A 13218-nucleotide genomic window follows, 5' to 3' on the forward strand; every position below is an offset into this window, starting at 1 on the left:
CTTTCACCAACTCCCGCGGCCGCCGGCCGGGGCGAACCAACGCGCGCGTCGTAATCGAGAGGCAACCATGGCACTCAATCTGACCCCCCCTGACATCAGCGAGCTGAAACCGCGGATCACCGTCTTCGGCGTCGGTGGCGCAGGCGGCAATGCCGTCAACAACATGATCACTGCCGGGTTGCAGGGCGTCGATTTCGTCGTCGCCAATACCGACGCGCAGGCGCTGACCATGTCGAAGGCCCAGCGCATCGTGCAGATGGGCACGCAGGTCACGCAAGGCCTCGGCGCCGGATCGCAGCCCGATGTCGGTGCGGCCGCGGCCCAGGAGGTCATCGATGAACTCCGCGACCATCTCACCGGCGCCAACATGGTGTTCGTCACCGCCGGCATGGGCGGCGGCACCGGCACCGGCGCGGCCCCCGTCATCGCCAAGACCGCGCGCGACATGGGCATCCTCACCGTCGGCGTGGTGACCAAACCGTTCCACTTCGAAGGCCAGCGCCGCATGCGCACCGCCGAGGCCGGCATTGCCGAACTGCACAAGGTGGTCGACACGCTCTTGATCATCCCGAACCAGAACCTGTTCCGGGTCGCCAACGAAAAGACCACTTTCGCCGACGCCTTCGCGATGGCCGACCAGGTGCTCTATTCGGGCGTCGCCTGCATCACCGACCTGATGGTCAAGGAAGGCCTGATCAACCTCGACTTCGCCGACGTGAGGGCGGTGATGAGGGAGATGGGCAAGGCGATGATGGGCACCGGCGAAGCCACCGGCGAGAAGCGCGCGCTGACCGCGGCGGAAGCCGCGATCGCCAACCCGCTGATCGACGATAGCTCGATGAAGGGTGCGCGTGGCCTCTTGATCTCGATCACCGGCGGCAAGGACCTGACCCTGTTCGAAGTCGACGAAGCCGCGACGCGGATTCGCGAGGAAGTCGACCAGGACGCCAACATCATCGTCGGCGCCACCTTCGACGAATCGCTCGACGGCATCATCCGCGTCTCGGTCGTCGCCACCGGCATCGAACAGGCGCTGATCGCCCGCAACGCGACGCCGGCCGCGCCGGCCGTCGCCACCGCAGTGACCTCGGCCCCCGATAGCCGCCTGGCCGAACTGACCGCGCGGCTGCGCGCCGACAATGCCCGGATGGCCGAACGTGCCCAGAAGCTCGAACCCGCGGCTCAGGTCGCAGCTCCCGCACCGGTCCAGCAGCGCCAGTCCAGCAATGTCGAGCGCGCCGCATTGGCCGCCATTGCCGCCGCCGTCGCAGCCCCCGAAGCGCCGCAGCAGGCGCCGCTGCAGTCCGCGTCCTATGGCGACGTCACGGTTCGCCCGATCGCCCAGAAGCCGACCCTGTTCCCGGACCATCACGACGCGCCCCGCGCCGAGACCGAGGAGCCGGTGATGCCTGATACCTTCATCCCGCAGGCGGCCGAACGTGCGCCGGTCCGCACCCCCAGGATGCCGAAGTTCGAGGACCTTCCGATGCCGGCGCAGGCCGAAATCCGGCAGGCCCGCGGCGACGCCGAGGAAGACCATCCCCAGAAGACCCGGCTGTCGCTGCTGCAGCGGCTGGCCAATGTCGGCCTCGGCCGCCGTGACGAAGAGACCGAGCCGCCGATCGCGGCCCGCGCCTCCGGTCCTTCGATGTCGCCGTTGCCGCCGCTCCCCGAGCGCAAGCCGCAGCGCACCGTCTCCCAGCAGATGGGGAACGAGCCGGTATCCGAGTATGCGCGACGTCCCGCACCGCAAGGTTTGGACACCCACGGCCGCCCGGCACCTGTTGCACCGGCGCCACAGGGCGACGACCATCTTGATATCCCGGCCTTCCTGCGCCGGCAGGCCAACTGAAGATTGTTACAATTCTGACGACCCGAAAGGCCCCGGCTGATCCAGCCGGGGCCTTTTTCTTGGGTGTCGCGACGAGGCGTGGCTGGGTAGCCAACCACCTGATTTTAAATCATTAATTATGTATTCCTGATCAGATGGGGCAGCCAGAATGGTGTCCAACCGGTTCGGAATTTGTCTAAGCCTTGGCGCGAATGCGGCAGAGATAGGGTAACAATCGGTAAAAAAGCGTGAGTTGGCGCGCTTTCAGGCTGTGACTATGGTCTGCCGTGACTTGGGGATGCCTAAACTTCGAATCAGCGTGCAAGCGTGGTTCCAGTCTTGGGTTAAGTCGGGTAGTGGGCAGTTATCGTATGAAATTCAGCCGTCAAACCACGCTTCGGTCGCAAGCCACCGTGACTGGCGTCGGCGTACATTCCGGTCTGGCTGTTAATCTCACCATTGGACCTGCACCCATCGATGCAGGTTTTATTTTTGTCCGCACCGGTCTTGAAGATGCCGACCGCGAAGTTCCGGCGGTCGCGGGATCCGTGATCGCCACCGACCTCGCGACCGTTCTCGGCGATAGCGACGGTCCGCTGGTTTCCACCGCCGAACATGTGCTCGCGGCCTTGCGCGGCATGGGCGTCGACAACGCCATCATCGAAGTCGATGGTCCCGAAGTTCCGATCATGGACGGCAGTGCGGCCGCTTTCGTCGCCGCCATCGATCAAGCCGGCATCGTCACCCAGTCCGCAACCCGCCGTTTCATCCAGGTGCTGAAGCCGGTGCAGGTTGTGATCGGCGACAGTTTTGGCGAGTTGCGCCCCCATGCCAGCGGGTTCCGCGCCGAGGTCGAAATCAACTTCGCCAATCCCGCGATCGGCCACCAGAATTTTGCGTTCGATCTCTGTCCCGAAAGCTTCCGCCGCGATGTTTCGCGCGCCCGCACCTTCGGCTTCATGAACGAAGTGGCGCGGCTCTGGAACGCCGGTTTCGCGCGCGGCGCGTCCTTTGAGAATACGGTGGTGTTCGACGAAGCCCGGCTGCACAACGCCGAAGGCCTGCGCTACGCCGACGAATGCGTCCGTCACAAGGTGCTCGACGTGATCGGCGATCTCGCGCTGGCCGGTCTGCCGCTGCAAGGCGTCTATCGCTCGGTGCGTGGCGGCCACAAGCTCAATCACGCCGTGCTGACGGCCCTGCTGGCCGATCACAGTGCCTGGCGAGTGGTCGAAGCCGAACCGGCGCGCCGTTCCCGCAGTCATGCCGAGGCAGGTGCCGGCATGGTGGGCGGCATGATCGCCCCGGCCTACGGCCCGGACGTGTCCTGACTTTCGACTTCGAAATGTCCTGACTTGCGCCTTCGCAATGTCCTGACTTTCGACTTCGAAATGTCCCGACTTGCGCCTTCGCAATGTCCTGACTTTCGGCTTGGAAATGTCCTGACTTTCGATTCTCTGATTCCCTGACTTTCGGCTTCGTGAGGGGCGCCCGCGCGCCCGATCCGGTATGCTCCACCGGACGCATCGACAGGAGCCCCGCCATGCTCGCCTCGATCATTTTCAATGTCGTCATTATCGCCGTCATGGTTTGGTGCGGGCGTTTCAGCGCCAAATACGCGGAGCGACGCGGGCGCGCCCGGCGCCCCTGGTTCCTGCTGGGCGCGCTGTTCTTTCCGATTCCATCGATTGTGCTGGCGCTTTTGCCGCCCCGCGGCGCCCTGTGACGATCTGACGTGGCTGGCGCGTTTTCCGTAGTAACCACAATTGGTAACGATGCGGTCCTGCCGCCTTAATCCGGGCGAATTGGCCCCGTATTCGGTTGGTTAACGATTGTTTTTCGGCTACACAGGCCTTGCGGTTGCGCCATCTCGCGCCGCGAGGCCTTTGAAGAGTTGGGCTTGGGGAATAGGCGTCCATGACCGCGGTTCATGGACGGGCGGGCGGATAGCCGCCGCATCACCATCGACCGCAACAAATGCGACCGCACCAGAGGCGTCAGGTCTTAACTTCATGTCGGCACAGCGTATGACGCTCGAACCACGCAAATCATCCGGCTATTTTGGCTTCGACGGGTCCTTGGCCCGCTCGTTGCGGCTGGCGGCGGGATTGATCGCGCTGGCCATCCCCTTGAGCGGATGCGGCACCGGCGCGCTGTGGGACAAGTTCACCGCCAAGGACGACACCTTCGTCGAGGAACCCGCGGACAAGCTCTACAATGAGGGCTTGTTCCTGATGAACCAGCGCAAGGATAACAAGGCGGCGTCGAAGAAATTCGAGGAAGTCGATCGTCAGCATCCTTATTCCGACTGGGCGCGCAAATCGCTGCTGATGTCGGCCTATGCGTTCTACAATTCCGGCGACTATGACAATTGCATCGGCGCCGCGACCCGTTACGTCACGCTGCATCCCGGCAGCCCCGATTCGGCTTACGCGCAGTATCTGATCGCGGCGTCGCATTACGACCAGATTCCGGATGTTTCCCGCGACCAGGGCCGCACCGAGAAGGCGATCGCGGCGCTGGAAGAGGTGATTCGCAAGTATCCGACCTCGGAATACGCCACCTCCGCCAAGGCCAAGCTGGAAGGCGCGCGCGACCAGCTCGCCGGCAAGGAAATGGACGTCGGCCGCTACTACCTCGAAAAGCACGACTATCCCGCTGCCATCAACCGTTTCAAGACCGTGGTCACCCGCTATCAGACCACGCGGCATGTCGAGGAGGCGCTGGCCCGGCTCACCGAGGCCTATATGGCGATCGGCATCGTCGGCGAGGCGCAGACCGCCGCCGCGGTACTTGGGCACAATTTTCCTGACAGCCGCTGGTACAAGGACGCCTATAATCTTGTAAAGTCCGGTGGTCTCGAGCCGAGCGAGAATCAGGGTTCCTACATTTCCAGGGCCTTCAAGAAGATAGGTCTCGGCTAGGAATTTACTTGGCATGCTGGCCCGTCTGTCGATCCGTGACATCGTCCTGATCGAACGGCTCGATATAGAGTTTTCCCGTGGCCTCGCGGTGCTGACCGGCGAAACCGGCGCGGGCAAATCCATCCTGCTCGATGCGTTCGCGCTGGCGCTCGGCGGCCGCGGCGATCAGGGTTTGGTTCGCCATGGCGCGGAGCAGGGCCAGGTCACCGCGACCTTCGATGTGCCCAAGGACCATCCGGCGGCAAAGATTCTTTCCGAGAACGGCCTCGACGATACCGGTGAAATGATTCTGCGCCGCGTCCAGCTTGCCGACGGCCGCACCCGCGCCTTCATCAACGACCAGTCGATCTCTGTGCAGACCCTGAAGGCGGTCGGCGCGGCGCTGGTCGAGATCCACGGCCAGCATGACGAGCGCGCGCTGGTCGATGCCTCGACGCACCGCCAGTTGCTCGACGCCTTCGCAGGCCTCGAGAAGGAGGTCAGCGCCCTGGAGACGCTCTGGGAGGCGCGGCGCTCCGCCAACACGGTGCTTGAGGCGCATCGCGCCAGCATGGAGCGCGCGGCGCGCGAGGCGGATTACCTGCGCCACGCCTCGGACGAGTTGAAGGCGCTGCGGCCAAAGGACGGCGAGGAGAGCGCGCTGGCCGAACGCCGCACCACGATGATGCAGGGCGAGAAGATCGCCAGCGATTTGCGCGAGGCGCAAGAGGCGGTCGGCGGCAATCATTCGCCGGTGCCGGCGCTGGCCGCCGCGGTTCGCCGGCTCGAACGCCGCGCCGGCAATCTGCCGCATCTGGTCGAACCGGCGGTGAAGGCGATCGATATCGCCATCAATGCGCTGGAAGAGGCCGAACAGCACCTCAACGCCGCTTTGGCCGCCGCCGATTTCGATCCGGCGGAACTGGAACGCATCGAGGAGCGGCTGTTCGCGCTGCGCGCGGCCTCGCGCAAATATTCGACGCCGGTCGATGGCCTCGCAGCGCTGGCTGCGAAATACGCTGCCGACGTGGCGCTGATCGATGCCGGCGCCGGCCAGTTGAAGAAACTGGAAGCGGCGGCGGCCGAGGCCGACAAGCTCTACGGTGCCGCGGCTGCCAAGCTCTCCGCGGCGCGGACCAAATCCGCCGAAAAACTCAACAAGGCCGTCAACGCCGAGCTGGCGCCGCTGAAACTCGAACGCGCCAAATTCATGACGCAGGTCGAGAGCGACGCCAACGCGCCGGGGCCGCAGGGCATCGATCGCGTCGAGTTCTGGGTGCAGACCAATCCCGGCACCAAGCCGGGCCCGATGATGAAAGTCGCGTCCGGTGGCGAACTGTCGCGATTCCTGCTGGCGCTCAAGGTGGTGCTGTCCGATCGGGGTTCGGCGCCCACGCTGGTGTTCGACGAAATCGATACCGGCGTCGGCGGCGCGGTGGCGGATGCCATCGGCGCCCGGCTGGCGCGGCTGGCCGGCAAGGTTCAGGTGATGGCGGTGACGCACGCGCCGCAGGTCGCGGCCCGCGCCAGCCAGCATCTACTGATTTCCAAGGACGCGCTCGACAAGGGAAAGCGCGTCGCCACCCGCGTCAATGCGCTCGCTGCCGACCTCCGCCGCGAGGAAATCGCCCGCATGCTGGCCGGCGCCGAGATCACCGCCGAGGCAAGGGCCGCGGCGGACCGGCTGCTGAAGGCCGCGACGGCGTAACTCTCTCAACGTCATTCCGGGGCGATGCGCAGCATCGAACCCGGAATCTCGAGATCCCGGGTTCGTGCTTCGCACGCCCCGGAATGACAGCCTTAGTTATGGACGGACTCATTGGCAGATCGACTCGTACAAATCATCCCACGCCGGATTCTGCGCCTCGATCAACTGGACCTTCCACGCCCGCTTCCATTTCTTTAGTTCTTTTTCGCGGGAAATTGCGGAAACCGGATCGTCGTAGATTTCGAACCAAACCAGCCGTGTGATATTGTACCTGGATGAGAAGCCGGGGACGGCCTTGGTGCGGTGCTCGTAAATCCGGCGCACAAGGTCGTTCGTTACGCCGATATAGGTCGCTCCGTCCTTTCGGCTCGCCAGGATGTAGACATAGTAGGACATGACTTTTATCGTCGGATTTTCAAACGGTGTCATTCCGGGATGGTCCGAAGGACCAGACCCGGAATCTCGAGATTCCGGGTTCGTGCTTCGCACGCCCCGGAATGACAATTCATAGTTGCATGATGGTCAAATCCAGGAAAGCCGTTCTTCCCGACGTCGCCAAGCTCACCAAGCCGCAGGCCAAGGTGGAGCACATGCGGCTGGCGCTCGAGATCGAGGCGCACAACGAACGCTATTACCAGAAGGACGCGCCGACCGTATCGGATGCGGCCTACGACGCGTTGCGTCAGCGGCTGGAAGCGATCGAGGTGAAATTTCCCGATCTCGTTAGCAAGGATTCGCCGACACAGAAGGTCGGCGCCGCGCCGGCGCGCGGTTTCGCCAAGGTGCAGCATGTCGTTCCCATGCTGTCGCTCGGCAATGCTTTCAGCGACGAGGATGTCACCGAGTTCGTCGAGCGCATCCGGCGTTTCCTCAAGCTCGACGCCGACGAGATGCCTGCGATCACCGCCGAACCCAAGATCGACGGGTTGTCGCTGTCGCTGCGCTACGAGAACGGCGAGCTGGTGCGCGCGGCAACCCGCGGCGACGGGTTTACCGGCGAGGATGTCACCGCCAATGTCCGCACCATCAAGGATATTCCGCACGCGCTGAAGGGCCGTAACATTCCGGCCGCCTGCGAGATGCGCGGCGAAGTCTACATGCTCAAGAAGGATTTTCTTGAGCTGAACTGGAGGCAGGCCGAAGCCGACGAGACGGTGTTCGCCAATCCGCGCAATTCGGCGGCGGGCTCGCTGCGCCAGAAGGACGTCTCGATCACAGCATCCAGGCCGCTGAAGTTCTTTGCCTATACCTGGGGCGAGATGAGCGAGCGGCCGGCCGATACCCAGCACGGCATGCTGGAGTGGATGGACAAAGCAGGCTTTGCCGTCAATCCGCGCACCAAACTGTGCAAGAGCATCGACGATGTCTTGAAGTTCTACCGCAAGATCGGCGACGACCGCGCCTCGCTCGGCTACGATATCGACGGCGTGGTCTACAAGGTCGACCGTCTCGACTGGCAGGACCGCCTCGGCTTCGTGTCGCGCAGCCCGCGCTGGGCGATCGCGCACAAGTTCGCGGCGGAGCAGGCGACGACCGTCCTCAACGGCATCGACATCCAGGTCGGCCGCACCGGCGCGCTGACGCCGGTGGCGCGGCTTGCGCCGGTCACGGTCGGCGGTGTCGTGGTGCAGAACGCCACGCTGCACAATGAGGATTACATCAAGGGGATCGGCAACGACGGTGGCCCGATCCGCGATGGCGTCGATATTCGCGTCGGCGACACCGTGGTGGTGCAACGCGCCGGCGACGTGATTCCGCAGATCGCCAACGTGGTGCTGGACAAGCGGCCGGCCAACGCGAAGCCGTACAAGTTTCCCGAGGTCTGCCCGGTGTGCGGCAGTCATGCCGTCCGCGAGGAGGATGAGGCGGTGCGCCGCTGCACCGGCGCGATGATCTGCCCGGCGCAGGCGACGGAGCGGCTGAAGCATTTCGTCTCCCGGCTGGCGTTCGATATCGACGGCCTCGGCGACAAGCAGATTCAGGAATTCTACGAGGATGGCCTGGTGATGTCGCCGGTCGATATCTTCACGCTGCAAAAGCGCGATGCGCGTTCTTCCAGCAAGCTGATGCAGCGCGAGGGTTATGGCGAGACCTCGGTGCGTAATCTCTTTGCGGCGATCGACGCCCGTCGCAGCATCGAGCTGCACCGGCTGATCTTCGCGCTCGGCATCCGCCACGTCGGCGAGGGCAACGCCAAACTGCTGGCGCGGCATTACGGCACCATCGAGAATTTCCGCGACGCGATGCTGGCCGCCGCCAAGGGAGCTGAGGCCGAGGAAAACGAGACCGAGGCCTATCAGGATCTCAACAATATCGGCGGCATCGGCGAGATCGTCGCCGATGCGGTGGTCGAATTCTTCGCCGAGCCGCGCAACGTCAAGGCGCTGGGCGAACTCCTGCGCGAGATCGAGGTGAAGCCGGCCGAGCAGCCGAAGAAGAGCTCGCCGGTGTCGGACAAAACCGTGGTGTTCACGGGCTCGCTGACCAAGTTCACCCGCGACGAAGCCAAGGCGGTGGCCGAGCGCCTCGGCGCCAAGGTCGCAGGCTCGGTGTCGAAGAAAACCGACTATGTCGTCGCCGGCGAGGACGCCGGCTCCAAGCTCGCCAAGGCGCGCGAGCTCGGCGTGGCGGTGCTGACCGAAGACGACTGGCTGCAGCTGATCGGGGAGTAGCCGTTTACTTTCGTCATTGCGAGCGAAGCGACTTGTTCGCCGAAGCTCAACGAGCGAAGGCGGAAGCAATCCATCGCACGGCGTAAAGAAAGAATGGATTGCTTCGTCGCTGCGCTTCTCGCAATGACGACTAATTCAGCTTCCTCGGCCCGTCACTGACCAGTCTCAGGTCGATCCTGCCGATCAGCTCCGAACGATGAGCCTCGGCGGCGTTGATGGCGGCTGTGGTCTGTTGCAAGGTGCTAGTGTTCGATCCGAGCGACACGATACCGCCCAGCACCGCAGCGATCGATCCGAGGGCAGCGGTGGCGCCGGACCCGAACAGGCCGAGCATCATCACCAGCAGCAAGAGGGCGCCGGCAGCGATCGCTGTCTTCGACACCATGATGATCTTCCGGCAGCGTTCGGCGCGCTCGGCAAGCGCCTCGAGCCGTGCTTCAAGCTGTGAAATCTCGTCGGTCGGGTCGTCTTCTTCAGCCATCATGTCCAGGATTGAGCCCCATTACACGTCATTCCGCGGCAAGCTCCAACGGCGCTTCGCGCGGCATGACGATCGCGTTGTCCTGCCAGATGAAAATGATTTTGCAAATGATTCAATGGGCATTCCCGCTCCCTATGATGCCGCTGTAAGCCGATTGCGTCCGGGCGCGATCCGTCAGATCTCCAGGATTGCGCCGACACATTGTCGCTGCAATAAAATGGGTATAAGATCTCAGTCACTCGGCTTTTTCGGATACCGGCCTTTCGTTCGCTCCTTGGTTGCATCGCAAAAAGGACCACAACATGCCGATTACGACGCTGAAGGTTCTCTCGACTATCCTGCAATTGCATGGACCGGGCGCAACAATCCAGAGCGATCACCAGGGCATCGACGCGTTGCTGAGTGATCTGCGCGGGCAAAATGCTGCAGAGCCGACCCAGGTCTATTTTCGGCGCGGCGGTTTCCTTCGAGGCGGAGGCTACGGCGGCGGCTTTCGCAGAGCGGGATACGGCGGTGGTGGCGGGTTCCGCAGGGGCGGCTTTATCCGTTACTAGGTCTGCTTCGTAGTGGTGTCCCCACCCGGTATCGGCATGTCGGCTGACGCTCAAGATGCTTTGCCAGATGCTTTGGGCTTCCAGGAGCAGCCAATCTCGCAGCTGTTGGTCAAGGTTGCTTCGAGATGCAACATCGACTGCTCTTATTGCTACTGGTTCCGCGACGCGTCGGTTTATGACAAGCCGAAGCTGATGAGTTCTGAGGTGCTGCTTCAGTTGTTGCAGCGCATCGAAGAGCACGTCGCCAGGCATTCCCTGATCGATTTTCCCATCATTCTGCATGGCGGCGAGCCCCTGCTGTGGGGAATCGATAATTTTCACCGCATTGCGGCGGCGTGCGAAGGCATAACGTCACGAACGGGCTGCGACATACCCATCGCGGTGACCACCAATGGCGTGTTGATCGACGATGAGTGGCTGAACTGTTTTGAGGCTCGCAACATCCAGGTCGCGATCAGCCTGGACGGTCCGGAACATATTCACGACCTGCACCGGAAAACGTTTCAAGGCACCGGCACCCACGCCGCGGCAGAGCGAGCCGCCCGGATGCTGGCGTCACGCGACATCGCCATGAGCGCGCTGGCCGTCTGCAATCCCGCTTACCCGCCAAAGGAATACGTCGAATTTTTCGCGAGTTGCGGAATTGCCAACTACGACATCATGATCCCTGATGCGACGGTGGATGAGACCCCCGCATCCGTTGGTTCGTTCTACAAGGGGCTGTTCGATCTGTGGCTGGAGGCCAACCGCAGCAAGCCCACGGTGAATATCCGGATCATTGCCGACATGATCACCGCCATGCTCGGCAACAATTCGCCGACCGAGGGCGTCGGCTACAAACCCATCGAACTCTGCACGGTCATGACTGACGGTTCGGTCGAGGCGCATGATGTGCTGCGGATTGCCGGCGACGGATTCACGACCACGAAGTTCAACATTTTCGAGCATGCGATCGACGACGTCAGGAACGAGCCCCGCTGGAAAGCCGCGCGTGATGCTTCCATCCAGCTTTCCGGGAAATGTCAGCAGTGCAAGTTCATGAACGCCTGCGGCGGCGGCTATCTTCCGCATCGCTTCTCCAGGAAGAACGGATATGACAATCCGTCAGTCTATTGCGACGACCTCTATTCGATGTTCGAGAACATGCAGTCCGTGCTTGAAAGCCACCTTTACGTCAGCAAGCCGGACGGGGAACGTCTCGGCGTGCGGGACGCGCTGGCGGGGCGCGTAGCAGGTTAATCGGGTTCCGTTACGCGTCATTGCGCGGCAAGCTCCGGCGGAGCCTCGCGCGGCACCACGATCCGGATTTTCGTGCCCGCGCCGGGCCTGGTCTCCAGCTGGATCCGGCCACCCAGACGATTGGTCACGATGTTGTGGACGATGTGCAGTCCGAGGCCGGTGCTGCCGTGGTCGCGCCGGGTCGTGAAAAACGGGTCGAACACCTGGCGCCTGACCTCCGGGCTCATGCCGCAGCCGTCGTCGGAAAACAGTACTTCGATGTTGTTCTTGCCCGACGCTTGCGCCGCAATGTGGACGGATCCGCGTTCGCCATCGGGAAAGGCATGCACCGCGGAATTGAGAACCAGGTTGGTGATCACCTGGCCGTAGGGCCCGGGATAGCTGTTCATCGCCAGATCGCCTTCGCATTCGACGTCGACCACAAGGTCTCTGCGCAGGCTGAACCGCAGTCCCTTGACGACCTGTTCGGTGACCTCGCCGAGATCGAAAGCCCTGCGGTCTGAAATGTTGCGATCGGTCGCCACCTGCTTGAACGACTGGATCAGGTCGATGGCATGATTGAGGTTGATCATGACTTGCGATGCCGCTTCCCGGTTCGCGGCGACGAATTCAGTCAGGGTCGAGCGGCGCACGTCGCCCGAGGCGACAACGGCTTCAAATCGATCGGTCTTTTCGATCAGCGTCGAGGCAACCGTCAGGCTGGTGCCGATCGGGGTGTTGATCTCGTGCGCAACACCAGCCACCAGCCGTCCCAGCGCGGCGAGCTTCTCGGTCTGCACCAGACTGTCCTGCGCGGCGCGGAGGTCGTCGAGCGATTGCGTCAGTTGCTGGGTGCGCTCCTGCACCTCGGCGAACAGCCGCGTATTCTCGATCGCGATCACCGCCTGACCGGCAAAGGTCCGCAGCAGTTCGACCTGCGTCTTCGGAAACAGCTGCGGTTCGAGCCGCATCACCGCGATCGCGCCGATCGCGACATCGTCGCGCAGCATCGGCACGACGAGGATGCTGCGATAGCCGGAAGTTCGCTGCAGGTCGCTGTATCCGCCCGAGATCAGCACATCGGGCTCGTGCACGACCCGGCGCTCGCGCAGCGCGACCGAGATCAGGTTCTTGCTGGCGAGCGGGGCAGGGTAGGCCTTCCGCACCGCCGCCACCGATTCCGGAGAGAACTTGTCGTGCGCGACCAGGTGGACCTGCTCGCCGTCGCGGCGATAGACGGCGCTCAACACGCTCTGACAGAGCCGTGCGGCGTTCTTGACGATCCGGTCGAACACCGGCTGCAAATCCGTTGGCGCGTCCGCAATCAGGGTCAGCACCTCGGCCGTCGCGGCCTGCCGCTCCCTGGCCTCCCCGAGTTCGCGGGCAAGCCGTTCAGCGTCGGCCTTCGCAGAACCGCTGATTTTTGCAGGCCGAGACACGCGCGCAGTTTTGGGCGCAACGCTGGGCTTTCGCGTCGTCGTCTTGCGGCTCCGCGATTTGTTGGGTCCGCCGGCTGCTTTCATTGCCTCCCCCGAGTCGAGCCAGGCTATGATTCGGGATATCGTAGCGGACGAACTGGCCATGGGAAATGGGTTCGCGGCCGGCATCTGGGGGCTGCACCGCCCAACCCGTAGACTGTCCGACGGGCAAATCACCCCCGGATATGGGTCCAGCCCTTCGCAAAAAAATAAATCGCTGGCGCCGTCGGGCAAATCAGTCGTTCAACTCCCGCCATCCTGTCCCACCAGAGCAACTGTGCTGAAGTAGACCGGTGATCGGCTGGCCTCAAGGCTGGCGCGAGGCGCGCCCCCGCCTTCGGCGGCTTACGGCCTTGACGCCGTCCGCTCCCCG

The 13218-nt window shown here is 63.3% G+C and carries 10 protein-coding genes and 2 pseudogenes; 8 read left to right on the top strand and 4 right to left on the bottom strand.

What is annotated here, in order from left to right:
- Positions 1–67: 67 nt before the first annotated feature.
- The 5 genes from ftsZ (at position 68) to recN (ending at position 6442) form a co-directional block, all read left to right on the top strand.
- On the top strand, positions 68–1852 hold the full coding sequence (ftsZ, locus tag BLR13_RS25895; RefSeq protein ID WP_074818015.1) for a cell division protein FtsZ: 1785 nt from the start codon (positions 68–70) through the stop codon (positions 1850–1852).
- Positions 1853–2202: 350 nt separating this feature from the next.
- The gene (gene lpxC, locus BLR13_RS25900) at positions 2203–3162 is read left to right on the top strand and encodes a UDP-3-O-acyl-N-acetylglucosamine deacetylase (protein WP_074818013.1); all 960 of its coding nucleotides are present in this window, start codon (positions 2203–2205) and stop codon (positions 3160–3162) included.
- A 212-nt stretch (positions 3163–3374) separates the two neighbouring features.
- Positions 3375–3557: a hypothetical protein gene (locus BLR13_RS25905; RefSeq protein ID WP_074818011.1), complete on the top strand. Its 183-nt coding sequence runs from the start codon at positions 3375–3377 to the stop codon at positions 3555–3557.
- A 286-nt stretch (positions 3558–3843) separates the two neighbouring features.
- Positions 3844–4755: an outer membrane protein assembly factor BamD gene (locus tag BLR13_RS25910; protein ID WP_074818009.1), complete on the top strand. Its 912-nt coding sequence runs from the start codon at positions 3844–3846 to the stop codon at positions 4753–4755.
- A 13-nt stretch (positions 4756–4768) separates the two neighbouring features.
- Positions 4769–6442, top strand: coding sequence for a DNA repair protein RecN (gene recN, locus BLR13_RS25915; RefSeq protein ID WP_074818007.1), 1674 nt, complete (start codon positions 4769–4771; stop codon positions 6440–6442).
- Positions 6443–6550: 108 nt separating this feature from the next.
- On the opposite strand, the gene BLR13_RS25920 is transcribed toward recN, so the two are convergent.
- Complete coding sequence (locus tag BLR13_RS25920; RefSeq protein WP_074831110.1) at positions 6551–6838, bottom strand: GIY-YIG nuclease family protein; 288 nt, start codon at positions 6836–6838, stop codon at positions 6551–6553.
- Between the two features lie 101 nt (positions 6839–6939).
- Between BLR13_RS25920 and ligA the strand changes: the two genes are divergently transcribed.
- Positions 6940–9114, top strand: coding sequence for an NAD-dependent DNA ligase LigA (gene ligA, locus BLR13_RS25925; protein WP_433994230.1), 2175 nt, complete (start codon positions 6940–6942; stop codon positions 9112–9114).
- A 130-nt stretch (positions 9115–9244) separates the two neighbouring features.
- Here the strand turns inward: ligA and BLR13_RS25930 are convergent, their stop codons facing one another.
- A complete protein-coding gene (locus BLR13_RS25930) occupies positions 9245–9595 on the bottom strand; it encodes a hypothetical protein (protein WP_074831109.1) in 351 nt (116 codons plus the stop codon).
- A gap of 302 nt (positions 9596–9897) precedes the next feature.
- On the opposite strand from BLR13_RS25930, the gene BLR13_RS25935 reads away from it, so the two are divergent.
- A complete protein-coding gene (locus BLR13_RS25935; protein ID WP_074818003.1) occupies positions 9898–10149 on the top strand; it encodes a hypothetical protein in 252 nt (83 codons plus the stop codon).
- Between the two features lie 36 nt (positions 10150–10185).
- Positions 10186–11388: a radical SAM protein gene (locus BLR13_RS25940; protein WP_074818001.1), complete on the top strand. Its 1203-nt coding sequence runs from the start codon at positions 10186–10188 to the stop codon at positions 11386–11388.
- 17 nt (positions 11389–11405) lie between these two features.
- Here BLR13_RS25940 and BLR13_RS25945 read toward each other — a convergent pair.
- Together BLR13_RS25945 and BLR13_RS41850 are read right to left on the bottom strand one after the other, a co-directional pair.
- Positions 11406–12257 (bottom strand): annotated as a pseudogene (locus tag BLR13_RS25945) (sensor histidine kinase); the annotation flags it as partial.
- A 54-nt stretch (positions 12258–12311) separates the two neighbouring features.
- A pseudogene (locus tag BLR13_RS41850) lies at positions 12312–12974 on the bottom strand (GAF domain-containing protein); the annotation flags it as partial.
- Between the last annotated feature and the right edge of the window lie 244 nt (positions 12975–13218).

The sequence above is a fragment of the Bradyrhizobium ottawaense genome (assembly GCF_900099825.1).
Classification (GTDB): domain Bacteria; phylum Pseudomonadota; class Alphaproteobacteria; order Rhizobiales; family Xanthobacteraceae; genus Bradyrhizobium; species Bradyrhizobium ottawaense_A.

What these genes read in the sequence shown, in the direction of transcription:
- BLR13_RS25940 (WP_074818001.1), top strand. Translation starts at nt 10,186, where the DNA reads ATGTCGGCTGACGCTCAAGATGCTTTGCCAGATGCTTTGGGCTTCCAG.
- ftsZ (WP_074818015.1), top strand. Translation starts at nt 68, where the DNA reads ATGGCACTCAATCTGACCCCCCCTGACATCAGCGAGCTGAAACCGCGG.
- BLR13_RS25920 (WP_074831110.1), bottom strand. Translation starts at nt 6,838, where the DNA reads ATGTCCTACTATGTCTACATCCTGGCGAGCCGAAAGGACGGAGCGACC.
- BLR13_RS25905 (WP_074818011.1), top strand. Translation starts at nt 3,375, where the DNA reads ATGCTCGCCTCGATCATTTTCAATGTCGTCATTATCGCCGTCATGGTT.
- BLR13_RS25935 (WP_074818003.1), top strand. Translation starts at nt 9,898, where the DNA reads ATGCCGATTACGACGCTGAAGGTTCTCTCGACTATCCTGCAATTGCAT.
- lpxC (WP_074818013.1), top strand. Translation starts at nt 2,203, where the DNA reads ATGAAATTCAGCCGTCAAACCACGCTTCGGTCGCAAGCCACCGTGACT.
- BLR13_RS25910 (WP_074818009.1), top strand. Translation starts at nt 3,844, where the DNA reads ATGTCGGCACAGCGTATGACGCTCGAACCACGCAAATCATCCGGCTAT.
- BLR13_RS25930 (WP_074831109.1), bottom strand. Translation starts at nt 9,595, where the DNA reads ATGGCTGAAGAAGACGACCCGACCGACGAGATTTCACAGCTTGAAGCA.
- ligA (WP_433994230.1), top strand. Translation starts at nt 6,940, where the DNA reads ATGACAATTCATAGTTGCATGATGGTCAAATCCAGGAAAGCCGTTCTT.
- recN (WP_074818007.1), top strand. Translation starts at nt 4,769, where the DNA reads ATGCTGGCCCGTCTGTCGATCCGTGACATCGTCCTGATCGAACGGCTC.